Origin of the sequence: Clostridium folliculivorans, assembly GCF_024341905.1 — a bacterium.
In the GTDB taxonomy this organism is placed as follows: Bacteria; Bacillota; Clostridia; order Clostridiales; family Clostridiaceae; genus Clostridium_AR; species Clostridium_AR folliculivorans.
Genome location: NZ_BQXY01000002.1, coordinates 1 through 26788, shown reverse-complemented (window position 1 = coordinate 26788; position 26788 = coordinate 1). Strand labels below are relative to the sequence as shown.

Sequence of the window (26788 nt, the reverse complement as noted above, 5' to 3'; positions counted from 1 at the left end):
ATTTCAGAACAACTTGTAATCCTTACACTAAGTATATATGTTTTATAAATTTTCACTCTACACCACGTACTTATTTGGTACCAAATCGTCAGAAATTCATATAATGCAGTGTGAGATTATTGTACTTTCAAGTTAATATAAAAATTACAACTCTTGTAAGGTTGCTATCAAAACATCAACTGTGCGAGAGTTTCTTTTTTACAATATACTCGATAGGAGGAAATATGTGCTATATTACAATGATTTTTGATTTAAAGGATTCTAAAAGTATAGAAAATAGATATGAAGTTCAGAAATTACTTATAAATGCATTAAAAAAATGTAATTCAACTTTTGATGATATAATTATTTCGCCATTTCTAATAACTCTTGGCGATGAGTGGGAAGGATTATTACATAAGGATGCTCCTTATGATAAGATAATAAGCTTTTTTAGAGAAAACTTGCCTGAATACCTAGACTTCTATACTGGTATAGGCATCGGTGAAATTACTATCAATAATTTTGAGCTTACAGTTAATCAATTAGACGGTCCTTCTTTTCACCTTGCTAGAAAAGCGATAAAATATGCAAAGAAAAACCACTGTTCTTTAGTTATTTTAGTTAATTAAATAAACTTCTTATAATAATTCCTCCTAATACAGCAGCTATAAAGCTAAAGAAAGTACCAATAATAAAGTATTCTGCAAAACTGTCATTAGATAGTTTCTTTAGCCTTGCTACAGATTTAGCTGTAAGTACAAAGCCTATCATTACAGGATAATTCATAGCTATACTTATCAATATCAGTATTCTTTCTAGTATGCCTATTAAATATCCCCCATTTTTAGCTTCTGAAGATGCAATTTTTATAATACTTCCATTATAACCAATAATATTCTTTCCTATATTTTCTGTTATATTTATCTTATTTACTTCAGAACTTATATAGTTTATAAACACCTTAATAAATATACCTACTGCCCAGGTAGACACAATAAATATTATGGAAGTAAGCAAGACTTTCTCGGTGAAATTAAAACTCTGTGGGTAATTCAAAAGTTTAATCTTTAACTGACTAATAAAGTATGCTATATCACAATTAAAACTTACAAATGAAATTACTATAAGATGCAGAAGCTGATCAAATAAAAACACCCATATGTTATTTTGAGTGCTTGTCCTGAATAGATAAGCCAATGATTTAAGCTGATCTATAAAGAAATGAGCTATACAAATTATGATTATTTTACTCATAGGAAAAATTACAGGATTACTTTTTATTGAATTTATGATAAATACAATTATACAAAGTCCTAGGAAATGGCTACATGTATGCATTAAATTACCTTTTACAGTCTTATATATGTTTTTCTTACGCTTTAGATCTTTACCATCACCTTTGCATACAGGAAATCTATAACACCGGAAAAATTTAATTTGTAAAATAAAATCAAAAATATTATGACTGAGTACAGCAATTAACAAGAGTTCTATATCCATTAGTTTTGCTCCTTCACCATTTTACAATATTCTGATAAAAGACCTTTGATGATATTTCTATTATGTTCTACTAAAAAATAATTCGCAGCTGAAAGCTTACGTGAAATACTTGATTTAGTATACCTTGGGTGTTTCCTCTCAATTTCTCCATATGATCCTAAAGATTCATATAAACTAATAACTTCCCTTTGTTTTTCTGTCATGTTTAGTTGTAGAATTTCGTTATTCTGAATTATAGCATTTAGAGTTTCAATTATATCAAAATCATCATCATTTGAAGTAACTGCAACTTCTAACTGCTGCTCTGATGAAATTTTTTCATCACTTCTTGAGTTACTAATCTTTACGGAATCTCCTATAAAAATCACCTTACAATCTTTTGTATATAGCATTTTATTGTAAAAGGTATTTGTCTCTTTGGCACATATAAGAGCTTTCCTTGCATATATAAACGCTTTTCCATCCATTTCTCTAGTATCTTCAGATTCTTCGGTACTTATTGAACCTATCCCAACTCCACAATAGCAATTAATATTTCGGTATAAAAGAAAATCTTTTATCTTTAAGAACATATTATAACTTTCCTTTACATCCCTTAAAACAATCTGCCATTCATCTCCTAAAGTAAATGTAATAGGTGCTACTAGTATATGTCTGTTTTCAATATATAACTGCCTAAAATATTGCTTAAGTTCTTCTTGTACTGCAGCTCTACCTTCAATTTCTCTCGACCCCACAATATCCATGTTTATAACGCTATATATATTCATACAATAAGTCACCCTTTCTATACATAAATATGCCACTAAGAATTAAGCCATGGCTTTCAATTCTTAATCGTAACAAAGTAGGTTCTTAAAAATTCCTTTGTATTTAACATGTTACATATTTCCGTATCCTTAAGTTATATTTATAATTATACCTACTTATGGATATATTAGACAATACCTTCCACATTCTTCTTTTTTATTCTTTACTATGTTTTAAGTCTGTTACACATGCTTATCAATATATATGTCATACTTACCTTTTTATATTATATCTTTAAATTTACACAGTAAAAAATCAGGTAAACAGCACATATTTCTACTGATTACCTGACACTAATTTTATAATAAATTTTCTTTTTAAAAATACTATTCAGCATATAGGAAAACTGCTTCAACTGATGCAGATACTGCGTTTTCACCTGCTTCAATAGGTGTAGTCGCAGCAATGTTAGTTTTAAAATCCATTGGTCTTGGTCCTTGACCCTCGTTAGTTAATTCTACTACCCTTATAGGGACTTCATATATCTTTACGTTAAGTTTACTGGTTATAACAACTGCTTTTTTCTGAGCATCCTCAACTGCCAATCTTAAGGCTTCAGAATAGTACTTAGATGGGTTTTGTATAGTAAAACTTATGTTTCCAACATTGTTTACTCCGCTTTCCACTGCTGAATCAATTGTTATTCCAACTCTACTTACTTCTCTAATTATTACTCTTAAAAAGTTTCTCACTTCATAACCTTTAAAAATTTGTTTACCATCTACATAGTCATATTTAGTGTTTATTGTGTAGTTTTCCGTTTGTATATCTTTTGTAGCTACTCCACTATTCTTTAAAGCATCTAAAACCGCTATTGTAATCTCCGCATTTTCTTTTTGTGCTGTCTTCAGGCTTTCATTTTCAGTGATAACTCCAAGTGTTATTTCTGCAATATCAGGTCTAACCTTTATAACTCCGTTTCCTATAACCTTAAGTATATTGCTGAAAACCTCGTTACCATCAAATCCTTTTAAATAATTATGTCTACTAGAAAATGCATTGCCATATCCATCTGGATACATTTTTTCACCTTCTAAAATTACTGAGTAAGTAAAGATTCATTATACTTACCTTTATCTTTTTATATATATGCATTTTCCTCCAAAGAGTTCAATTTAAGTAGCAAATAGTTTTTTAGGATATATCCTAAAAAATTAGAAATTACTATTATTCACCACTTTTCAATGTTAATCATTATTCTTTTGATTTTATATACTACTCATACCTCTTATTAACACGGCTAAAAATAGTAAAACTAACTATAGACATTACTGTAGCTATAAGAGCAATGACTTGAAAAGAGGTTTTTAGTGAATACATATCACCTATTTTCCCTATCAACGGAAAAATTATAATCATATATGCACTAAAGATCATACTTCCCATTGACAGGATAGTGGCTCTTTTTTCTGATGGTATAAGTTTATTAATGTAATCTCCTACTACTACATATATAAGTGACTCCATAGAACTTACAGCTATGAAAAATATATAATAATACTTACTTAAAGCAGCTCCCCATATGCATAAAGATATAAGAATAGGTACCACAGCAATTATGCCTACTTGACCAATTTTTCTCTCAATTCTATATCCATTTGCACCAACTATTGCTGATCCTAAAGATGATAGAGCTAAAATAATTCCTATTATATCCTGTGATATACCATTACCTAATAAATAGTTTTGAAAATAAAAGAAAATACTTGTATTAAACATGAAAATAGCTTGAGAAAAAATCAAAAGAAAGCCTACTCCCTTATTTGAAACTATTATTTTATAACTTTCAACAACTTGATCTTTTATAGCTTTTAAGCTTTTATGCTCAGTTTTCATTTCAATATTAGGCTCTGTGAATGAAAAACAGTGTATAAAATTAATTAGGCCTATTATTATAGCAGCTATATATGCGTATTTATAATTGTATTTTGATAAATACCCACCTGCTATTAATCCAACAGTACTGGCCACTTGCATTATAAGTTCATTGAAACCAGAAATCTTCATATATTTTTTATCTTCATCAATTTCTTTTAAAGAATCATATACCAGTGCGTCACCTGCCCCTGATTCTAAATTGTATGATATTGCGGAAATTATAAATGCCATCGTAAACTCAAGAAAGCTATTTGAGAATAACATTATTATAGATGATAATAAAGACACCATACGTCCGCATATTCTACTTACTTTTCTCCCCCATATATCAGCAATTGCACCAGTTGGTATCTCCATAAAAAATGAAGTAATGTGAAATATACCTTCTATTAAGCCAAGCTCTGTTAACGTTAATCCTTTTGAGGCTAAGTAAATCATCCATATGCCATTAGTAAAACTAAAGTTATTTAAAAGCATAAACAAATAATTCTTTCCAATATTTTTTCTTAATCTATTTTTATAATTCATATTAATTCCTCCTAAAATCACCTAGTTATTTTAATTTGAAATTCACAGTTTCATTTAATATAATTAACTGTTTTTTACTGTAAAGAAAAACATAAAATTTTCAATCTAGCTAAGCCTAGATATTTCAATAGTTTTAAAAGTTTCTTATGCTATACAGTAAAAAAACAAAACTTATTCACCTTCCAAGTTTTCCTCATATTCACTCAGAAAGGCAGATGCATTAAAAAAGCTCACTGAAGAAGCAAGTTATTCTTATATAAACGTAAAAATCTCCCTTAAGCAATTTCTTGCCAGGGAGATTTCGTAATTATAAGACCTAAAATACTAGAAAGTCTAATAGTTTAAAATCTTTTATCAATCAAATTTGGTATTTGATAATTAAAATCAAATTTAAACATGAAAAAACCCAGGCAACTAATCTCGCCTGAGTAAAACTAAAATTTATTTTATGGCAAAGATACAGCATTCCTTTTAATCACAATATTCAATTTTGGGCAGACTTGTCCCTTTAACCCAAAATCAGCATTTGTTATTCCAGATAATGACAAAGGCAATCTATCTAAAATAGTATTTTCTAAAAAGAAATACACCATATCTTTCACCTCCAGTTCATAAAAATATATACTAATTTTACCATGTGCATTGCAGTCAGTAAACATAATTCTTTATTTAAATTAACCATTTTATGATTCTAAGGAAAAAATAATCCTAATCTAGAAGAATATGAATAATTTATTTTTACTAATCACATTCTATATATTGAATTTCTATTATACTGATGCCCCACTTAATTTTTATTATTTCTATACGAAGTGGCAAATCACAACTAACAAAAAATACCTAGGAGCAAATCAAATGTCAGACAAGGATATTAAAGAGTCTTTTGAGAATGCAGCAAAAATCATGAGAGGTGATAATACCACTTTTGGTACTAAGTTAACAAATGAACATTCAAATGATCCAACCACACATCAAGACATACATAACAGAATAAAAATCGATTATGATAAAATCGAAAAGTCACCTCAAGGTGAGGATTTGCATAAGTGGCAAAGAGAACATGTAGCCAAAGGTGATCAATCAAAAGAAGGCTACCCATTAAATGTAATCATAGACCCAGCTATGAGAGAAATGTATCAAGCAGTACACGATGCAGGAATGACAAATGTATTTGATAGATTCAGCCAACAGCAACCAATTCAATGCAAGTTTTGTATAGAAGGCCTTTCTTGCCAGCTCTGTGCCAATGGTCCTTGTTGAATAAGTGATAAAGTCCCTAGAGGAACTTGCGGTGTTGACGCACATACTATGGTAGCTAGAAACTTTGTATACAGACATGTTACAATCGGTACTTCAGCAAACGTATTTCACTGTCACCAAGCTGCAAGAACATTAAAAGCTGCAGGTGAGCATCCTGAAAGTGGATTAAAGATTAGAGATGCTGAAAAATTAAAGAAATATGCAGATATGGCTGGTCTAGATATAAATCAACCAATAGAAAAACTAGCAGTTGCTACGGTCAAGTAGGAAGTAATATTTTCAAGATAACTCAAGGTTTAATAAAGAATAATATCCTTGTATTATCAGGTGGCTGCACTTCTTCAGTTATGGAATATACCGGACTAACAAATCCAAAAGCTGCTGATGAATGCGGTGAAGGATTAAAAGCTGTATGTAAACAACTTGGAATACCTCCAGTTTTATCATATGGTGCTTGTGTTGATATAGGAAAAATGACTCATACAGCAAAAGAACTTGCTGATGCTTTAGGTGTAGACACTAACAAACTTCCTTTAGTAATTGGTGCACCAGAATATCTTGAACAAAAGGCTGTGGCAGACGCTTGTACTGCTGTTGCTCTTGGTTGGCTTGTTCATGTTGCCCCTGTTCCATCAATTACTGGTAGTGACGTAGTTGTAAAAACTCTAACAGAAACAACTGAATCCCTTGGACTTGGTAAGGTTGTTGTTGAATTGGATGCAGAAAAAACAATCCAAATATATGTAGATCATATAGAGAAGAAACGTAAAGAATTGGGTTTAAACTAGACTAAATAAATTTTTTATTGAACTCCATATTTAATTTATCAGCTTATGCATACAACACTAATTTATATATACTCGGTGTTATGGTAGTCCCTCCCTTAAATGGCGTATACCTTCAATTACTAAGTTCGTACTTATAAACTTAGTAATTGAAGGTAGGACTGGTATGCATAAGCTAAACTTTTCATAAAACTTATTAAATTTTTAGCAGCAAAAAAACTTTCTTAACTTATCATAATGTTCAAAAATCTTGTACTTTTCACTAAAAACAAAGTCTTGTCCAAATGGTAAGCACCCCCAAATTGATGAAGGTGCTTTAAAAAGGAGTTCTATGAAAAAAATTTTACAACATTATTATATATCTCTTTTGTGACAATTTAGTGGCAAAACTTTGAATTTATATTTTATTATTTGCATATGCTCATTTACGAGTATTTCTTTTTAGTTATACTTACATTTTTTCACTAATTATTTGGCTCATAACATTCTATTTGAATTTAGAAGATATATTTTAACTATATGTTTTTAATATATTTTTTTATCTTTTATCTACTAAAATTAATTTATAAGAGGTATATAATAATAAATGGCTGAAGCAAACTTCTAAACACCCTGAAATTTCTAGGTTTAGCTATTCCGCTGAACTGATAAACTCCTTCAGTCATTAAACTCCTAGGATAAATTCTAATATGAAGCAGTTTATCTATAGCTTGAAAATTTCATACTTTTCTAGACAGCAAAAAAGCATTTTCACCGCAGTGAAAATGCTTTTATAAGGAGATCATGAAAAACTCTACATTTTCTATTATAAATTTTCTTTGTGTCATTTCTATGTCAGCTTGCCTATCTCCCAAGTAATACATTTAATTTACTTAAGATTTGATTTGTTTGTTCACTATCTCCTTGATTTATAGCAACTTCCATTAGATTGCATAACGCAATATCTTTTCCTTTTTCCAAGTTATTTTTATCTAAAAATTCAATTAGATTATTTGATGTTTCTCTAATTCTATCAACATCTTTAATTTCTTTATAAATCTTTATTAGCTCATTATAAATAGATATAAGCATGTTAAAATCACTAAGTTCTTCTGATATATTCATAGCAAGCTCCAGTATCATAATGCTTTCATCAGATAATCCTTGTTTAAAAAATATTTTTGCTTTTGTTTTTAAGGTATTTGGCAGGGATCTTTTATCCAATTTTCCCTTCAATCTTTGTGCGTTATTAATGTACTTTAAACTTTCATGTAAATTAGAAATCTCAAAATAGTAATCACCTAAAAGGCTATAAACATTAGATAATATAAAATCATTTTTATCTTCTAACTCTTTTATTAGTGAAATATATTGTTCTACTGCTTTTTCTCTTCTCCCTGAATTATAAATCTCTTTTGCTTTTAAGAGTTTTATATTTATTCTAAAGTTAAAATCAAGCTTTTCAAAAATATTAGAATTTAAAATAAACTTATCCAATATTTCTACGCTTTTTGCATTATCTAACATATATGAATAAGCTAAAGCTAAATTGTATACAGCTTCTGCAAAAGAAATCTCATCATTTTCCTCATTTGCATAGCTAATTGCTTGATTGAAATAAAATACTGCTTCTTCATACTCCTTAATATTTATCTTACACAGGCCAATCTTATTATAAACATATGTTTGTTCTCCATTTTGCTTAAGTTCTTTTAACTTACCTAGAGCATTTACATAATTTATAAAGGCTATCTTATAATCCTGTTCATAAAAATATCTATCGCCTTCTTTTATATATACTTTTGCAGTAATATAATCTAACTTAAATTCTAACGCTATATTTAACAATTCTTCTAACTGCTCATGATTATTTTCTTTTAGTAATTCATTCTCACAGTAAATCTTTGCATCTTCATAAGGCTTTCTTGAAAAATACTCATCGTCTAAACCCAATTCCAGTCCCAGTTCTTTTGCTTTATTATTAAATTTTTGTGCGAGCAATTTGGAGCTGGCCCTACTCACCTTTCTTTTTCCACTTTCCATCATACTGATAAAAGCTCTAGTCATCTTTGTATCTTCTAGCTCCATTTGATTCATATGAAATCTTTTTCTCATAATTTTTATTTTTTGACTAGGACAATAGAAATTCAATTTGATCACCTCTTAAATGTAATGTTAATTTTTTTCAGTACTTCCACTAATAATTATACATATTTTTTCATAAAAAGGCATTAAAACATAGAAAATTTTATTAATTTATTTGTATTTAACTGTTTTTATAAAAAATTGTTCATTTTCAATATTTAGCTTCAAAAAAATATATCAACAAATATTCTTTGTTGTATCAATATGATGTAATTCCACCCATTATATAGCAAAATTTATATAAGTAAAATAGGGATTAAGGTGTATTCCTCATCCCTATACATCACTAGTATTTTATTTTATCTTTAAAATCCCATCTTTCAGGTATATACTTCTTTAATTCTATCCCTCTTCCTATGAGTATTTCTTTAATTTTTTGCGATCCATATCCTGTTCTCATTCTTACAGCATTTAATGAACCATACTTTTGATATAGAAACAAAATCTTTTCTATGTCATAAACTTTTTCCTTTCTTGCCATACCCATCACCTCTTTTTTGAAATGTTAAAACATTTATGTTACATCTTCTACATACCGTGTAGTAAAACATATAAAATCTTGTGAAAAAAATTTATACTTTTCAATTTCGTTTTTAAAAACTTCTGCATAAATTCTTTTACTACATCTCTAAAAACTTTAGTTTAGGACCACTTTTCAAGGATTTATTAGTTCATCTTCTTATTATTTTTTTTCAAAATTACTTGTACATTGAAACCCTTTTTCTAAATGAATCAAGTTAATGATTTCTTAACTATAAATTATAGAAAAGCTTTAATCTTTATTTTATAGTACATTTATTTCTCTATATTATATTTATAGCAATTAATTATTATTAAAGTATTTTTTAAATAATTATCAGTTGTTCATTATTAAATTTATATTTTCAAATTCTCTTCTCAGACCCAGAAAAACTTTGAAAATAAGTTTCAGGTTTAAGTAGTGCAATTTGAGGATTGAATTCAAATAAAATTTGAAAAATATTATCGTTTTTAGTTTTTAACTGTCAAATAATATCATTTTTTGGTATGATATATGTTGTATTGCAACTTACCATAAATGGTATTAAGGGGGATGGCACAAACATGAAGCTGCGCATGCAAAAGAAGGGATTATCAATACGTCATAAGATTATAGGAGGTTTTATTATTCTCATTCTATTCTCTTCACTTTCAGTTGGTATATATACTTACTACAAAACAAAAGAGAATATAGAAACTACAATAGGTAATACAGCATTAAATATAGTTAAATCTATTTTAAGCACAGTTGATGTAAAAGGATTTAGTAACCTTAAGAATAAAGAAGATATGAATTCAGAGTATTATAAAAATCTTCAATCACACCTAAGCGATATAAGAAAATCTACCGGTCTGAAATATCTATATACGATGCGTAAGACCAATGATAACAAATACATATATGTGGTTGATAGTACACCTACAGATGACAAAAACTTTTCTGCTCTGGGTGATGAAGAAGATTCAATTACAAACATTTTAAAGAACAGTTTTAATGGCAACTCAGGATTTGAATTTCATTCAGATGGATGGGGAAATCTTATTTCTGCCTATATTCCAATTAAAGATACTTCAGGGAATATAGTTGGAGTACTTGCCGCTGACTTCGATGCTAACATAATGGTTAATCAACTTAATAAATTTAAATTTAATATATGTATTTTAGTAGTCATAATAATTGTACTTGGAATAATTATTGGCGAAATCTTTTCAATTTTCTTAGTACGCTCTTTAAATAAGCTTAAAAAGAAAGCAGAGCTAATAAAAAATGGAGACCTTACAGTAAGATTTGATAAAAACGGTGATGATGAAATCGGTGAATTAACGCAATCCTTCGGAGAAATGGTTAATAATATTTCTGTTATCACAAGTGAGATAAAAAATAATACTCGGGAAGTAAATGCTGAAATAACTGATATGCATAAAAGTTTTACCGAGACAAGTAATACTGCAGAAGAAATTAGTCAAGTTATAAACGAGATAGCTACAGGTTCCCTAGAGCAAACAAGCCGCATTAATCAGGTTTCAACAACGATGGATGAAGTTTTTAGGCAAGTTGAAAATTCAGTTCAAAAGGCTAACATCGTGTCTTCTTCATCTGATACATCACTAAATAATACTAAGGCTGCTCTAAATCTATTTAAAACTTCTATAGAAAAAGTGACTACAGTAACAGATACTATAGAAGCTACAGCAATGATTATTCAAGACCTCGACAGCAAATCAAAAGAAATTACTGCGTTTAGTGAAACTATTTCAGAAATAACTAGTCAGACGAACTTATTATCACTCAATGCTGCTATTGAAGCCGCTAGAGCTGGAGAACAAGGTAAGGGATTTTCCATAGTTGCTAATGAAATTAAAGATTTAGCAGAACAATCAAGTAATGCTAGCAGTCAAATAAGCGAGATTGCAAATTCTATGCAAAATGAAATTTTAAATGCAATCAAATCTATTGAAAAAGGTGTTGGACATGCAAATGAAAGTGTTGCTTCAGTAAATAAAGTTGATAGCTATTTATCAGATCTTCAAAGTTCAAGCATTGACACTAATATTAAAATAAAAGAAATTATTAATTCTATATTTATAATTGAACATACTTGTAAAGATTCTTTAAATAAGATTCATGAACTTGATGATATATCAAGAAGTTTTAGTTCTGGCAGTCAACAAGCAGCCGCTTCAACTGAAGAGCAAGCTGCTATTATGTATCAAGTAAAAATCAATATGAATAATATTAAAAATATGACTGATAGGCTTAACAATGTTGTGAATAAGTTTAAAGTTGAATGATTAAGTCATAGGCCATGCGTAAACAATTAATTTGTTTATGCATGGCCTTTATTCATTGGGATTAAAAAATATTAGTTTTCACAAAAGCCATTAATAGCTTCATAATTGTATTTGTTTGAGATTAATTTCCCCCACAAATAAAATATTATCATCTACCATTTCTCTTTACTGATTGCTTAGCTAAAATAAAAATAAAAATACTTGATAATATTATCCCTATGATGTAACACAACATTAACATAACCTATCTCTCCTAAATAACTCTTCTTGTGTTTAAACTTTTCATGAGAAACTAACTTTCTTTGTCTCTTGTGCTTTATAATCGGGGATATAAGATATTTCAATAAACTTTATATTGAAATTGTCCATTGGTATTTATTATATGCATAAAATCTTTGCTTCGTTATATTTAAAGTCAATAATAATTCAATTTATTGTTATTGTTTAGTAAATATAGTTAAACCATATTTCTGATCTAGTTTTTAACAGAAAATAATTTACACTTCAATTGTTAACATCCCTAATTTAAAATTGTTCTTAATTTTTGTTATATTTATAGGACTATATAACTATAACGTTGCATACCTATTATTATTAAAGATACACTGCTTAAAGTCTATGTCAATTTTCAAAATTTCTCTTAATACAATTAATAGATCTTAAAACTTAAAATTTGATTAAAAGCAGTACAATCTTAAATGTATACATTTTCAAAAAATAAATTTATTTTTAGTTAGAATGAATAATCCTATGGGGATATGTACAATAATATTTATTGCTAACTAAATCGCCAAATTATTACCAAGAAAGGATGATATTAATGGATGAGAATGAATTAATAGAAAGCTTAAGTGGCTTTTTAGAAACAAATGGTGAGGTAAAAATTATAGGTGAAGATAAAAACATCACAATTCAATCAGCTGACGACAATCCAGCATATGCCTATGTAAGCAATACACATAAAAGATTTGAAAATAGTACTGAAGCTATAGAATGGGCAGTAGAACAATTTGATGGTGCAGAAAACATTGAAGAATGGGAATAATATTTTAACTTCCAAATTTCTTACCTAATAGGAAAAAATACTGCTATTAAAAATAGCAGTATTTTACACATATCTAAAAATTTAATCTTTAGTTATTACTATCAAATTTATGGATGTACCACTTCCCAATAAAAATAGATTTCGGTTCGAATTGGTGCATCTATAGATAAACTAGTTCCAAATGAAATCTATATCTGATAATCCTGTTACCATTAATCGTTAACAGAGGCATAACTTAGTTCTATTAGATGGAACTGGATTATCTATTCCGCTGAACTGATAAACTACTTCAGTCATTAAACTCCAAATAAAGATTTCGATGGTTCTACGAATCTTTATTTGGATAAGTTCTAATATGAAGTAGTTTATCTATATAATCACTTTATAAGTTTGATAATGATACCAAAATCAAAAATATATATCTGAAAACTCTACACTAATAGCAGTTATTAGTCTGGCGTCCGCATCGATGCAATTATATATTTTTTCATTTTCAACATACTCTTTCATAGGAAATTCAACTGTAAATGAACTTCCAACTCCTACCTCACTTTCAACTTCTATGGTTCCGTCTAAGTTTTCCACCAAAAGTTTTACAAGGGATAAGCCAATTCCTGTTCCTTCTGCTTGTCTTGACAGATTGCTATCTACTTGACCAAATCTTTCAAAAATCATATTCCTTTTGGTCTTTGGTATACCTATCCCATTGTCCTTGACATTTATAAAGATACGTTCTTTATCATTATCTGTATTAATACTTACAGAAATATTTCCACCTTCAGGCGTAAACTTTATTGCATTTGATAGTAAATTTAATATTATTCTTTCATACTTCTCATCATCCATTGCTATTAATTTACTTTTCATATTAGTGTTGAATGATAAATTAATCTTCTTTTGACTTGCATATAACTTTACTGACTCTGTAATCATTCTAGTCAAATAAACTATATCTACTTTTTTTAAATTTATCTTGAAATGACCTGAATTCAATCTTGTTATATCTAAGAGGTTATTAACTAGTCTAAGTTGTCTAAATGTATTTTGTTTTATATTTCCTATTAGATTACTCACACTATCTGGAACTTGTTTAATATATACGTGTTCTATTAGTTGTATAGCTGAATATATAACATTTAAAGGTGTCTTGAACTCATGAGTTATTAATGATATAAACTCATCCTTCATTATAAGAGCCTTTTCTAAAGCTTCTCTTCTACTCTTCTCTGCTCTATAAAGTAGCTCTTGTTGCTCTCTGATTTTTTTTTCTTTTTCTATCATTTCAGTACAATGATGACCTATTATAATACCATACTGCAACTGACCATTCTTATCATAAATTGGCGTTCCATAGAAATCTACATAATAGTTTTTTATTCCATTCTTAACCATAATCCTCTGTTGTTCTACTCTCTCTCCGTTCAAAACTCTTATTGAAGGAAGCTCTTCTTTTGATAAAACATCTCCTTTTTCATTGTAATATACTTGTCCAAATTTCATAGTTTCTGTAACATAACTAAAGGTAGGATTTACAGTCATTCCTTTCTTCATAATTTCTTTGAAAGCCTTATTTATCTTTATAACATTTCCATGCTTATCAAGTACAGTTAATCCATCTCTCATATTTTCAATTATAACTTCAAGTTCTTTTTTTTGTTTTTCTATTTTTACATAAGACTGCATTAATTCTGAAATGTCATGTGTTACCATAACTCCCATCTCAAATTGTCCTGAATCATCGAATATTGGCATTGCGCTGACACTCATATATATTTCTTTACCATCCACCGTTGCCATGCTTTTATAATTTTTAATTTTTTCACCTCGTAATAACCTTGATGTACATAATTGTTCAACAGGAATTAAATTGCCATCAAAATCATAAAACTTGGTCCTCGAAGAAATCCGAGAAAAAAATTGATTATCTCTCACATATTTATTTCCTGCTTTAGTACTTTTTCTAATATATCGTCCATTTTTATCTACAACCGTTACAACATCATCTATGCATTCTATAATTGCTTCTAATTCTCTATTCTGCTTCTCAATTACTTTTGTTCTCATTACTTCTTTAGTGATGTCATGAAGTACAAAAACACCATAGTTTACATTCCCACCTTCATCAAAAATGGGATTACCACTGAGTTCATAATACTTAAGCTCATCTTCAAGTTCTACTATTATTTTAGTATTCTTTATAGCTTTGCCTTCACGTACTAAATTCAAGTCTAGCTGTTCTAAACTCACTTCTTCTCTATCATAATTATAAACCTTAAAAAGTGCATCTTCTAGCTTTCTATTTTTCTTATATAAGTCATATAGCACTTTCGAAGATTTGTTTCCACCTAAATAATTTTCATCTTTATCCACCATAATTATTATATCTTCAACACTATGAAAAACAGCCTCAAGCTGTTCATTTTTCGCCTTTATATGTTCCCTACTCAGTACTCTTTCAGTAACATCCTCAATCATTGCAACAATATACTTTACCTTTCCATTTTCTGAAATAGGTATTATATTATAATCCCAGTATCTATCATCATCTGGCAATACCCCTTTTCTCTCAGATACATAATAGGATTTATTTGAGCTTACTATCTGTTTCCATTCTGATTCTTCTTTTGAGCCGATAAAGCAAGGAGTTAATTCACTTAGTTTTTTTCCATAACACATCTTCTTAGTCTTGAATGGTCCTCTAAAAAAATCCAAAAAAGTTTCATTTGACTTTATTAAGGTAAAATCTTTGGCTAAATGAATCCCAATTCCATATCTCTCATCAACTAGTAGTTTTTCTAAAAATCCATTTCTTTCGCCAAAACTCAATTCATATTTTTGTATAAATTTATATAAAACGTTTTTACTAAAGCTTTCTTCAACTTTTTGAATAGTTACAGTCTTAGCTTCTAAATCTTTTGTAAAAATAATTATTTCCTCATTCAATTGCAAAACATCTATATCTGATCTGGTTAACAATTTCCATATCTCATTTATATTCTTACTAACAAAATCCTCTTCATTGTAACCAGTTAACTCCAAAAAGCTATAATCAACTTTTATTATTACTCCTCTGTCTTCCACTATGAATGGATCTATCTTGTTGAAATCTAAATTTACGTCCAATGTACTCCCTCCATACTTTAACAATCTTCAACATATTTGTAATATATATTAAATATACTATAATAATGAATTTTTTTCTACATTTTGTCATATTTCACAATATTTTTTTTAATATTATATTAAACGTAATCATAATTACTGTTAAACTCCCTAATTCTTACAAAAACTTAACATCTAACATTTAAGAGCTTTTTTATACAAATAAAACGAAAGACATAAAATAATCCACCTAGAAATTGATTCTAGATGGATTACTCTTACAATTATTAACTTACTTATCAAATAACTTTTATTTAGTCTTCTTTTTTGACCCTTTTCCTTGAAGTTGATTTCTGTCTGTTCTTTGTTCCATACTATTTTCTTGATCATATTGTTTGTTTCCTTTGTTTTTAGCCATTCTAATCACTCCTTTTAAGTATTATATTTTCCTTATAAAGCAGTAATATTCATTTGATTAGTTTCTTATTAAACCAACTTTCATTAATTTCTTGCAGAATTACAACTTAAAATTATTGATATAAAATTTAAAATTTACTCTAAGGTTATGGCACTAACTGGGCATGAACCCACTGCTTCTTCTGTATCACTAAGTTGTGAGTCTAATACCTCTTCTCCAATAGCAACAGCCTTCCCATCATCCTCCATAGAAAATATTTCTGAACTAATTGCTGCACAAAGTCCACATCCTATGCATGTTTCTTTATCTACACAAGCTTTCATAATACACTACCTCCAATTTTTTATATTTAAATTTGTTTAATTAGGCTTTCTTTAATTAAATTATAGTAAAAATACCCATATTAAACATTGATTTAAATCACACTTTTATCTAACTTTTTTACATCAAAATATATCTTAATTTGTTCATTTATTATGATACATTTAATTATTTAATTTACTTTTAAATCAAATCCACAAGTAATTTCTTTTTTATTTCCTTATTTTTAATAAAATTGTTTCTAAAAAGCAGCTCTCATCACATTAACATCACACAATTATTTTATAATTTCACAGTATTCCAAATATATAATCATGTTGTGCTAATACTTTCTAACACAGGAAATTTATTTACTTACAATTGTAAAAGGAGAACTAGTTTGATGAAATTAAAATATATCCATAAAAAGATAAGATGGGAAATTTTCGAAAACAATTCTAAGTTGTTCAGGTTCATTACCCTCTTAACTTTTTTTATTGCAATAATTATAGAAATGTATGATTCTAGCAATCATCCTAATCCTACTTTTGTTCTTATTATGATTGCTTCAGGAATATCACTTTTCAAAATATATCAACATTTATTTGTAAGCTTTGCTACTGTAGCTGTAAACACATACTTTTCTCCATTTTTCCAAAGAGGTCCATTTAATGGGTCTAGACATGATTTTATCCACTATTTGATGTACTTTTTTCCAAACTGGATTTCTTATTTCCTTATAGGTTATATTATTACTTATTTAATAAAAGTTCATAGCAAACATAATAAAGATACTGTGGATTTCATTAAAACTTTAGCAAGAACTATCGAATCACGAGATTTTTACACTGCTTCTCATTCAAAGAATGTTGCTAAATATGCAAGGATTATTGCAGAAGGATTAAAATATTCTAAGGCAGATTGTGAAACTGTCTATGTAGGTGCGCTACTTCATGACATTGGTAAAATCGGTATAAGCGATAGTATATTAAATAAACCAATAAAACTTAGCAAAGAAGAATATAAACTAATACAACAGCATCCAATTATTGGATATGACATACTTAAATTAGTACAGAACTTTAATGAAAACAAAATATTAGATATGATTTTATGTCACCATGAAAGGTACGATGGCCTTGGGTATCCTAAAGGACTAATAGGGGATGAAATTCCTCAATGTGCCGCCATAATCGCTGTGGCTGATGCATTTGACGCTATGACTTCTAATAGAGTTTATAGGAAAAGTCTCGATCCTAATTATGCAATCAATGAATTAAGTAAAAATTCCGGCACTCAATTTAATCCACTAGTTACCTCAGTATTTATTAAATACATACTGGAAAATCCTACTGATTTCCAGCATAATGACGATTTAATTTTACTAAATCTAATCTAGCCAAAATATTTATAATTTTTTTTATAAAATTACGTTTATTTTTGAAGTTTAAAAGTATTTACTGTGATAGCTGTTTTGACTATTACAATAAATGCTTTTATTTTTTATTCTAAATATGATGCTTTCTTTTACTTATTTTTTTATTTCATGAAGTATAACAAATTTAATAAAGAAATTCTATACAATTATCAGTCATAATCATCATAAAGTGAAATAATTTGCTACATAAAAGAATATAAATATGCTGTATTAATTAATATGGATTGAAGTAATTCATCTTTATAGGTTTCCTAACTCAACTATTAAGTTATACGTGCACGATGATCCCATAAATTCTGGATTATTGAACAAGTATACCTTAAGTTTCGATACAAGAATCCTTAGATAGAATTCAATAATTAAGAGGTGTTATATATGAAAATTAGCAAAAAGACTGAAATTATTAAACTTTACGAAGAAGGCCTTAGCATAGAAGATATCTCAAGTAAAGGTTTTACTAAAAAATACGTAAAACAAGTTTTAAAGAACTCTAAATTACTTAGCGAAGCTATTTCATCTGCATTACCAACAGAATTTTTGGAACCTGTTACTACAGAAGAACCAAAGATTGAAATTGCTGAACCACCAGTTGTGGAAGAAGTTCCAACAGAAATTGAAGCTCCCCCAGAAGAAAGTAACAACTCAAGTAGCCTTAAAGAAGTGATTACTTTACTTCAATCCTTAGAAGAAGCATCTGCACAAGTTGATATCAGCCTCAATATATCTGTAAAAATAGACATTGATAATACTATCAAAACTGGTGAAAGTGCCCATAGAGATTGTATTACTAATGCCTCAGAGTATGATAAAAATACTGCATCTGAAACTGTGAAAAACTGTAGTTGCCCTACTGAACCTGATACAGTTTGCAATCCCTTAAGCGAAGAAAATTCCTTACTAAATCCTGTGGCTGCTCTAAGAGCTTTAGGAGAAGGAGGATTGAAAGACAAACTTTCTTCACTTAATCCAAAGGATTTAATAAACATCATAAGAACTTACACTCCAGACTTAACCGGAAAGGTATACCGAAAAAGAAATAAAAATGCTATTATCGAATATATTGTAGAAAAATCATCATCTCTTTCAAAATTAGGACAGGTTTTTAGAGAAGTAGATAAGGAGAATAAATAGCAACTTCTTATCAAGTTTATAACTAAATCCAAATACAATGACCGCCTATAATATTGTAGGCGGTCATTGTATTTATAATTTTCTATACCCAGTAACTTAATATTCTTGTTCATCGTTAAACTATTGTTTTGAATTGTTTTATGACTAAAAAATTTATGATTAAATCTTAGTTTTTCTATAAGCTACATGTCTAGTAACTCTTAAGGTATTCTCTTCTCCAGGAAAACATACTGGATTTATTTTATTTATATTATATAAATCAATAGCATCAACAGCATCTAATGATAGTTCATTAAAGCTCATCATTCCATACATCCTTGGCGGAAGAATATAAATAGGTATATCAGGATTTAAAGTTTTTATAACTTTTTTTACATCTGTAATTAAATGAGGACAACATACTATAATATCAAAGTCAGAAACTTTCTTCACTGCTAATTGAAATGGCGAAAACTCGATATAAAAATCATTTTGCATATTATTCTCCAATATTTCCTTTTCAACTTTTTGAGCCAAAGCACTTGAAGAAAACCCACCAAGACAACATAAAAGAATCTTTATCATTTTTATTCCCCCATATATACAATTTCTTATAAAAATACATTACTAATCTGCAAAAAATAGTACCAATGATTATATAGGCACTTAAATAATAATTTCAAAGCTCACAATAATATTGATCCACTTTTATTGTCACACTTAATAATTGCTTTCGACTTTCGTATAACGTTTTCATATTTCTATTTTCTACTATTATAGCATAAATGCATGTCCTAAAACAGATACAATTAATTCATACAAATATCTATCATGCATAATAACTTTTTTCAATTAGTTAAGTAAAAATACAGGATATTAGCGTTTATATTAAACTAACTATCCTGCATTTTATTAAAAAACAGTATTATATATCCAACTTTTTGGATATATATTTTATTAATATAATTACTTTGTACTAGGATTTCTTCATGGTTATAATCGACTTTTTATAGCATAAGTGTAGTTAACTAAATAAATATATAAGCTAAAAACTACTTTGTATTATAATTGTTTTAACTTAATCTCGTTGTTAATATTAGCTATAAATTCATCTAAGTTTACAGAACCTTCTTCACCATTTTTTCTACTTCTAAGAGAAATTGTTCCTGTACTTTTTTCTTTCTCTCCCACAATTATGATGTAAGGAACTCTTTCATTTCTAGCTTCTCTTATCTTATATCCTATCTTCTCAACTCTGTCATCAATCTTAACTCTAATTTCACTTTCTTCTAGTTTTCTTACTACTTCTTCTGCGTACTCATTAAACTGATCTGATATAGGAAGTACTTTAACTTGAACTGGTGATATCCAAGTTGGAAATTTACCTTCAAAATGTTCTATTAGTATCCCTATGAATCTTTCGATGCTTCCAAATATTACTCTGTGTATAACAATAGGTTTATGCTTTTCTCCATCGCTACCAACATAGTCTAAATCAAACCTTTGAGGAAGCTGAAAATCTAGTTGTATTGTACCACATTGCCATGTCCTTCCAATGCTATCTTCAAGATGAAAATCTATCTTAGGTCCGTAAAAAGCTCCATCTCCTGGGTTTATTTTAAAAGGCATCTTTATTTCCTCTAAGGCATTTTTAAGAGATTCTTCAGCCATTTCCCACTCACTATCACTTCCCATTGAATTCACTGGCCTTGTAGAAAGTTCCACACTATATTTAAAACCAAATCGAGCATATACTTCATCTATAAGTCTAATTACACCTTTTATCTCATCCTTGATTTGCTCAGGTAGCATGAATATATGGGCATCATCTTGAGTAAATGCTCTTACCCTCATAAGGCCATGTAAAGCCCCAGAAAGCTCATGTCTATGCACTCTTCCTAGCTCTGCAGCTCTAATTGGAAGCTCTCTGTAGGAATGTGACTCAGATTTGTATACTAGCATTCCCCCAGGACAATTCATTGGTTTTATTGCATATTCCTCTTCATCGATATTTACTGTGTACATGTTTTCCTTATAATGATACCAATGGCCTGAAGTCTGCCATAGTTCCCTGTTTAATATAAGTGGAGTTTCTATTTCCTCATATCCATACTTTTTATGAAGCTCTCTCCAGTACTCAATCAATTTGTTTTTCAATACTACTCCATTTGGAAGAAAGAACGGGAAACCTGGCCCTTCATTCATTAAAGCAAATAATTTAAGCTCCTTTCCAAGCTTTCTATGATCTCTTTTTTTAGCTTCTTCTAACATATTTAAATATTTATCTAATTCACTCTTTTTAGCGAAGGCAGTACCATAAACTCTTTGGAGCATCTTATTTTTCTCATTGCCTCTCCAATAAGCCCCTGCAACTGATAATAGTTTAACAGCTTTTACTTTTGAAGTAGAAAGTACATGTGGTCCTGCACATAAATCAATAAAGTCTCCTTGTTTAAAAAAAGTTAGCTCTTCATCTTCAGGCAGATCATTTATAAGTTCCACCTTATAATTTTCACCACATTCCTCCATAAGCTTTAATGCAGCTTCTCTAGATAATACACTTCTCTCAAGTCTTAAGTCTTCCTTAATTATTACCTTCATTTCTTCTTCAATTTCTTTAAGCGAATCTATAGTAAGTGTTTCTTCCATATCAAAATCGTAATAAAATCCACTATCAATTGCTGGTCCGATAGTTAGTTTAGCACCTGGATATAAGCGTTTTACTGCCTGAGCCAATATATGTGCTGCGGTATGTCTTAAAGCCCTTCTTCCATCTTCTTCACCTGAATCAATAATACTTCCATCCTTTAACAATACTTTTAACATGATAGTCCTCCTTTTATAAATTTTTATTTTTAAATATATAAAAATAAAACCCGTCCCTAAAATAAGGGACGAGTTTAATCGCGATTCCACCCAAATTACAGCAGCCAAATTTACACCACTGTCACTCAAAATCCATAACGCAGATTTGCGAATTTACTTACTAATTTTCAGTAATCAACTCAGAGGTGGTTTTCAATAATACTTATTTAAGAAACCTTTCAGCCGATGGGTTCCTCTCTCTTTCAATAGTAAATTATTTACTCTTCCTCTTCATAGCCTTTAAATATACAATTTTAAATTTATAAAGTAGTGATAGTATTAATTACAAACCTAACCTAATTACTTTTATATAAATATAAATATAAATAGTAGTAATCTGCTAAAGCTTTTACTAATACCATCCTAAAAAATTTTATTAAAAACAAAAAAACTCATCCCAAGTAAGGGACGAGTATATCGCGATTCCACCCAAATTACAGAAGCTTATAATTAGACGCTTCTATCACTCAATACTTTTAACGCAAGCGTACGGAACTGCCTACTATATCTTTCAACAGTCAACTCGAAGGTGGTTTTCAACAATACTTATTTAAGAAACCTTTCAGCCAGTGAGTTTCTCTCTCTTTAAACAGTAAATTATTTACTCTTCCTCGTCATAGTTTTTTTATTATTACTAATTTTATTCCTTAAAATTTATTTTGTCAATAAATCGTTCAATTTATTATTATCTATTATAACAGTGTAAATGAGCTCCAATTAATATAATTAATCACTAAGATATATTTATATTGACACTCTAAATTTTTCATTAATGAACTTTTAAAACTCATTAATCTTTAGCTGTATTTTATCAATCCAACTTTTTTTATATTTTAAAGAAATATAAAAAATTAATGAAATAATAAGTGCACCTAGTGAACCTACTATTAAATCCTGCATCGTATCTTTCAAAGCAGCTTGCCCAACAAGCAAAACTCCATTAGAAAGTGCGTACTTTTGCATATTTGTTTTTAGAATTAAATCTGTAGTAAATTCATATATCTCCCAAAGAACCTCCAATGTTATTGCGAAACAAAAAGCAAATACTGCTACAATAATTGGGCTTAAATTTGCTGAAGTATATTGTTTTTTATTTAGAGTTGTGATAACTGAAAAACTAAGTGCTGCAAACATAGCACCACTTAATGTATGCAAAACTTTATCCCAGTAAGGTACAATATAGTAAAAGGATTGAACCTCCCCTAAATATATTGCACAATAGAGAAATATTGCGTATACCAATATCATTTTTGGTGGAACGTGGATATGCCATCGCTTTTTTAAAATTACTGGAATTACCATAGCAACTATACCTAGAATACACTGTAGCAGCATAATAACATAATCACCTTTAACTCGAGCACTAAATTTTTCATCTACTAAAGGTACAAATTCTATTATTACGAAAAGATATATTGCTGAAATGATAAAGGTTATGAAGATAAATATAACTATAGATCTAATACAAAATATCCTCTTACTCATATTAAGACTTCTTTCACTATATAATGTTTTAGCCTCTTAAGTACAAATAATAGCTATAGTTTCTGAATGAGAGAGTTTAAAAATATAAATTTTAATATATATTATTCTTAATCTACTTATTAAGTGATTTAAAACAACTAATTCAATGAATAACTTTAGAATAAAAAATGAAACAATTTAATTTTGATTACATACAATTATTAGAAGCATATAGACAAAGATAAAATCATATTATTTATTATTCATTAATTATGAGTAGGTGTAGTTATGACAATCCTTGACAACCTTAGTCCAGAAGATGCTATTATTCTTACGAATGCAATTGCTTTAGCTATTGCTAAAGATAAAAATGCTGATGAAATAAATGTACTTGGTAACTTTATTGTAGGAGTTGGGTGTCTGTTATTAACAGTTGCTGCTCAAAAACAATTTATAGCTACTGATGTCAATCCAACTGGTAACAGTAATAATAATTCTGGTGATGATATTTTTGTTGGCTAATATCTACTCTTGTGCAAATATTAGTACATAAATATGAACATATTGTATTTACTCAAAAGAAGTCATCTCTATGCACCACCATAATAAAGTTGCCATTTTAATATTTGTAAAGTACATTGCTTTGACATTTCAATATTAGCTAAATAAAGCCCTATAATACAAAACTTTTCATCTTCTGTATTATAGGACTACTTTATTTTCCTTAACATTAGAATCTAAAATTTAACTACAACTGGAAAGTAGCAAAACTTACAATTCAATACTCGTCACTTGTACCTTTTGGCCATCCGAAACAGTTAGATACATCAATATAATAAGCTTCTCTATTATTTGCTTTTTCTTCTTCTCAATGGAATCGCTACTTTCACAAATAGTTTCTAGTTCTGTTAAATACTTGTCCAACCTAGGCCTATGATATATCATAAATTTTTCCATATAATTTCTAGATATACCTTCATCTATCCAAATATCTCTAGTTGTTTTTTTAGTAGCCTCTACTAAAGATAACACCTTACATAAAATCAAATCATTGCTATACCCTTCAGCCTCATCTAATTCTTTGTCTAATATATTTATAAATTTTGTCCACTCATTTATCATTATTAGCATGACACTCTTAACCTTTTCATCGTTTATATTAGGTAAGCAATAATGTTTTATATCTGATATTTCATCATTATAATTTTTTTTATTTTCATCCTCAATTACAATTTTCCTTAAGGCATCATTCTTGATATTATCCAAGATTACTTTTTTTATTCTTAATGGTAATGGTGCACCCAAAGAATTAAGATTTTCTAGTGCACTAAAACTCTCCGTAAGAATAAGATATGCCGTAATAAATTCAGTAAGAAGATTTGTGCTAAAAATTGATTGTACTCCTATTTCTAAAAGTCTCACAACTAAAATACAAATTGAATAAACTAATATTTTATCTAATCCTCTTCTCAATCCTCTACTATTTAGTCTTTTAATTTTAGCTGCATAAATGCATCCAGTGATTGTATCAATTATTATCATGGTGCATAGTACAAGTAAAGCTAATTTGAATGGTGCAAATAAAGCAGTTATTGTAGCAAATATTATTTTTACATACCAAGCATTTTCTAACTTATATAGTTCCTGCATTTAATCACGTGATTTCTCCTTTGCTTAATATTTTCTTTATTTTCAATAAAGCTCAGGTTACATTGTGCATTGTAAAAATGAAAATTCATTTATATTAAATCTTATTCAGAAAATTATTAATTGTGATACAACAACAATTGTCAGAAAAAATTTATTATTCTTTTGCACTATCAATCAAAATCTTACTTATTTATTTCTAAAATCAGTTCCAGCATTTTCATATCTACTTCATCAAAATATCCTATGTAACTCTTTAAATCCCAAAGCATAATAGCTTCCATTTCATCATTCTCTTTAAAATCATCAATATGATCTATTTCAGCAAAATACGCTGTTCTATATTTTACAGAGTCTTTATTTTTATCATATATCTTAAATACGCCTTTGAACTGAAAGTCACTTATTTTCTGATTTGTTTCCTCAAATAACTCTCTTACTGCACATTCTCTATAAGTCTCTCCTTCTTCAATCTTACCAGCAGGGAATTCCCATTGTTTTCTCCACTTATTATAAGCAATCAAATACTTTCCATCACATCTCACAAATGCAAACGAACCTGTAACTGGACTAATTTCAGTACTTTCCAGTAAATCTTTTTCTGCAATTATTTGATATTGTAGTAACTGTTGTCCACTTTTATTTTCTGCTAAAACCATCATCTAATTCTCCCTAAGCAATTATTTATTAATATCTCAATTTTAAGTTTATCTTTCGAAATTTTAATTAATGATTCAAAAAAGTATTATTAATTAACTTTCAGTCTACTCTTTCACTTAGTGTTTACCCTTTGTCCATATAATCCAAATTTAAAGCCGTTAAGAAACATTTTAAAAACCTTATTTATTTTATCAGCATTCTCTAATTCATTATTATTTCTTATAACTTCAATTGCAGCTTCTATAGTACATAGATTTCCTTCAAGGACTCCCCTTCTTAAATTATATTCTGATTTGAAATCCACATTCAATGAAATTGTTGGAAGTCCCCTTAAATAATCACTTCTCCTTAGTATCTTCTTAGCTTCTTTCCAAGTTCCGTCTAAAAGAATAAATGCCGGAACTTTATCCGCATGATTATGCATAACTTCAGTATTTTCTATATCTCTATTTTCTTCTGGGAAAACAAGATATACATCATAAATATCCTGCTCTATATTTTTAATTAACTCTTCAGGCTTTTTAGTTCTCTCCCATAAATATATCTCTGTTGATTCTGGATTTACTAATTTTAATATTCTTGCAGTATTTGAAGGTCTATAGAATTCTTTCTCTGTGGATAATATCCATATCTTTGCTTTAGTTTTAACTTTTGAAATGATATTACAAATACAATTAATTTTAGGAAGACCACATTTATCGCAGCTTTGATATAATTTTGTAATTTGCTTAACTTTATAAATTGAATCCATTTTGCCTCCTTAGATCTATCTTATCTATCGGTATTATATTATATTATATTAAACTACACTACTTTAACTTACCCTTAAGTATCATTTATAATTAGTGAAATTAATTGAATTTGCTAAGCTTATATACATAAAACTTACACGCATTCCATGTATATAAAAAAAGACTTCACTTATCGTGAAGTCTTTTATGTATCATCAGATACTAATTACCTAGCAACCACCTACTCTCCCACACAGTCGCCCATGCAGTACCATCAGCCGTCTAAGTCTTAACCTTCGTGTTCGGTATGGGTACGGGTGTAACCCTTAG

21 protein-coding genes, 1 rRNA gene, 1 pseudogene and 2 other annotated features are annotated in these 26788 nt (G+C 28.8%); of the genes and pseudogenes, 7 read left to right on the top strand and 16 right to left on the bottom strand.

Annotated features, from left to right (window positions below; translation table 11 throughout):
* The first annotated feature begins 224 nt into the window (after nucleotides 1-224).
* Complete coding sequence (locus OCU55_RS06575) at nucleotides 225-611, top strand: SatD family protein (protein WP_261851532.1); 387 nt, start codon at nucleotides 225-227, stop codon at nucleotides 609-611.
* On the opposite strand, the gene OCU55_RS06570 is transcribed toward OCU55_RS06575, so the two are convergent.
* From OCU55_RS06570 to OCU55_RS06550, 5 genes are all read right to left on the bottom strand, one after another.
* Complete coding sequence (locus tag OCU55_RS06570) at nucleotides 604-1482, bottom strand: DUF3307 domain-containing protein (RefSeq protein ID WP_261851531.1); 879 nt, start codon at nucleotides 1480-1482, stop codon at nucleotides 604-606. The genes OCU55_RS06575 and OCU55_RS06570 overlap by 8 nt on opposite strands.
* A complete protein-coding gene (locus OCU55_RS06565) occupies nucleotides 1482-2252 on the bottom strand; it encodes a SatD family protein (protein ID WP_261851530.1) in 771 nt (256 codons plus the stop codon). Before OCU55_RS06565 ends, OCU55_RS06570 begins: the two co-directional genes overlap by 1 nt.
* A gap of 366 nt (nucleotides 2253-2618) precedes the next feature.
* A complete protein-coding gene (locus OCU55_RS06560) occupies nucleotides 2619-3314 on the bottom strand; it encodes an SIMPL domain-containing protein (protein WP_261851529.1) in 696 nt (231 codons plus the stop codon).
* A 193-nt stretch (nucleotides 3315-3507) separates the two neighbouring features.
* Entirely contained in the window at nucleotides 3508-4698 is a 1191-nt protein-coding gene (locus tag OCU55_RS06555) for an MFS transporter (protein WP_261851528.1), read from the bottom strand.
* Nucleotides 4699-5144: 446 nt separating this feature from the next.
* Nucleotides 5145-5291: a hypothetical protein gene (locus OCU55_RS06550; protein ID WP_261851527.1), complete on the bottom strand. Its 147-nt coding sequence runs from the start codon at nucleotides 5289-5291 to the stop codon at nucleotides 5145-5147.
* Nucleotides 5292-5553: 262 nt separating this feature from the next.
* On the opposite strand from OCU55_RS06550, the pseudogene OCU55_RS06545 reads away from it, so the two are divergent.
* Nucleotides 5554-6746: pseudogene (locus OCU55_RS06545) on the top strand (hypothetical protein).
* 840 nt (nucleotides 6747-7586) lie between these two features.
* Here the strand turns inward: OCU55_RS06545 and OCU55_RS06540 are convergent.
* On the bottom strand, nucleotides 7587-8873 hold the full coding sequence (locus OCU55_RS06540) for a helix-turn-helix domain-containing protein (protein ID WP_261851526.1): 1287 nt from the start codon (nucleotides 8871-8873) through the stop codon (nucleotides 7587-7589).
* 280 nt (nucleotides 8874-9153) lie between these two features.
* Nucleotides 9154-9348: a hypothetical protein gene (locus tag OCU55_RS06535; protein WP_261851525.1), complete on the bottom strand. Its 195-nt coding sequence runs from the start codon at nucleotides 9346-9348 to the stop codon at nucleotides 9154-9156.
* 602 nt (nucleotides 9349-9950) lie between these two features.
* On the opposite strand from OCU55_RS06535, the gene OCU55_RS06530 reads away from it, so the two are divergent.
* Together OCU55_RS06530 and OCU55_RS06525 are read left to right on the top strand one after the other, a co-directional pair.
* Nucleotides 9951-11678: a methyl-accepting chemotaxis protein gene (locus tag OCU55_RS06530; protein WP_261851524.1), complete on the top strand. Its 1728-nt coding sequence runs from the start codon at nucleotides 9951-9953 to the stop codon at nucleotides 11676-11678.
* 820 nt (nucleotides 11679-12498) lie between these two features.
* Complete coding sequence (locus OCU55_RS06525) at nucleotides 12499-12723, top strand: hypothetical protein (RefSeq protein ID WP_206872238.1); 225 nt, start codon at nucleotides 12499-12501, stop codon at nucleotides 12721-12723.
* A 408-nt stretch (nucleotides 12724-13131) separates the two neighbouring features.
* On the opposite strand, the gene OCU55_RS06520 is transcribed toward OCU55_RS06525, so the two are convergent.
* Both OCU55_RS06520 and OCU55_RS06515 read right to left on the bottom strand, forming a co-directional pair.
* Nucleotides 13132-15846, bottom strand: a complete 2715-nt coding sequence (locus tag OCU55_RS06520; RefSeq protein WP_261851523.1) for a PAS domain-containing sensor histidine kinase — start codon at nucleotides 15844-15846, stop codon at nucleotides 13132-13134.
* 531 nt (nucleotides 15847-16377) lie between these two features.
* Nucleotides 16378-16566 (bottom strand): ferredoxin, encoded by a 189-nt coding sequence (locus tag OCU55_RS06515; RefSeq protein ID WP_261851522.1) that lies wholly within the window; start codon nucleotides 16564-16566, stop codon nucleotides 16378-16380.
* Between the two features lie 380 nt (nucleotides 16567-16946).
* Between OCU55_RS06515 and OCU55_RS06510 the strand changes: the two genes are divergently transcribed.
* Both OCU55_RS06510 and OCU55_RS06505 read left to right on the top strand, forming a co-directional pair.
* Nucleotides 16947-17942 (top strand): HD-GYP domain-containing protein, encoded by a 996-nt coding sequence (locus tag OCU55_RS06510; protein WP_261851521.1) that lies wholly within the window; start codon nucleotides 16947-16949, stop codon nucleotides 17940-17942.
* Nucleotides 17943-18356: 414 nt separating this feature from the next.
* Nucleotides 18357-19112, top strand: coding sequence for a hypothetical protein (locus tag OCU55_RS06505; RefSeq protein ID WP_261851520.1), 756 nt, complete (start codon nucleotides 18357-18359; stop codon nucleotides 19110-19112).
* Between the two features lie 159 nt (nucleotides 19113-19271).
* On the opposite strand, the gene OCU55_RS06500 is transcribed toward OCU55_RS06505, so the two are convergent.
* The 3 genes from OCU55_RS06500 to OCU55_RS06490 form a co-directional block, all read right to left on the bottom strand.
* Nucleotides 19272-19676, bottom strand: coding sequence for a PTS sugar transporter subunit IIB (locus OCU55_RS06500; protein ID WP_261851519.1), 405 nt, complete (start codon nucleotides 19674-19676; stop codon nucleotides 19272-19274).
* 477 nt (nucleotides 19677-20153) lie between these two features.
* Nucleotides 20154-21917 (bottom strand): threonine--tRNA ligase, encoded by a 1764-nt coding sequence (gene thrS / locus OCU55_RS06495; protein ID WP_261851518.1) that lies wholly within the window; start codon nucleotides 21915-21917, stop codon nucleotides 20154-20156.
* A 61-nt stretch (nucleotides 21918-21978) separates the two neighbouring features.
* Nucleotides 21979-22200, bottom strand: a binding site (T-box leader).
* A 157-nt stretch (nucleotides 22201-22357) separates the two neighbouring features.
* Nucleotides 22358-22583 (bottom strand) — a binding site (T-box leader).
* A 153-nt stretch (nucleotides 22584-22736) separates the two neighbouring features.
* Nucleotides 22737-23441, bottom strand: coding sequence for a DUF2238 domain-containing protein (locus tag OCU55_RS06490; RefSeq protein WP_261851517.1), 705 nt, complete (start codon nucleotides 23439-23441; stop codon nucleotides 22737-22739).
* A gap of 267 nt (nucleotides 23442-23708) precedes the next feature.
* On the opposite strand from OCU55_RS06490, the gene OCU55_RS06485 reads away from it, so the two are divergent.
* Nucleotides 23709-23942, top strand: coding sequence for a hypothetical protein (locus OCU55_RS06485; protein ID WP_261851516.1), 234 nt, complete (start codon nucleotides 23709-23711; stop codon nucleotides 23940-23942).
* A 249-nt stretch (nucleotides 23943-24191) separates the two neighbouring features.
* Here the strand turns inward: OCU55_RS06485 and OCU55_RS06480 are convergent, their stop codons facing one another.
* The 4 genes from OCU55_RS06480 to rrf form a co-directional block, all read right to left on the bottom strand.
* Entirely contained in the window at nucleotides 24192-25070 is an 879-nt protein-coding gene (locus tag OCU55_RS06480) for a phage holin family protein (RefSeq protein ID WP_261851515.1), read from the bottom strand.
* A 182-nt stretch (nucleotides 25071-25252) separates the two neighbouring features.
* Nucleotides 25253-25729 (bottom strand): NUDIX hydrolase, encoded by a 477-nt coding sequence (locus tag OCU55_RS06475; RefSeq protein ID WP_261851514.1) that lies wholly within the window; start codon nucleotides 25727-25729, stop codon nucleotides 25253-25255.
* Between the two features lie 110 nt (nucleotides 25730-25839).
* The gene (locus tag OCU55_RS06470; protein ID WP_261851513.1) at nucleotides 25840-26478 is read right to left on the bottom strand and encodes a tRNA-uridine aminocarboxypropyltransferase; all 639 of its coding nucleotides are present in this window, start codon (nucleotides 26476-26478) and stop codon (nucleotides 25840-25842) included.
* Between the two features lie 208 nt (nucleotides 26479-26686).
* Nucleotides 26687-26788 (bottom strand): 5S ribosomal RNA (gene rrf / locus OCU55_RS06465); the annotation flags it as partial.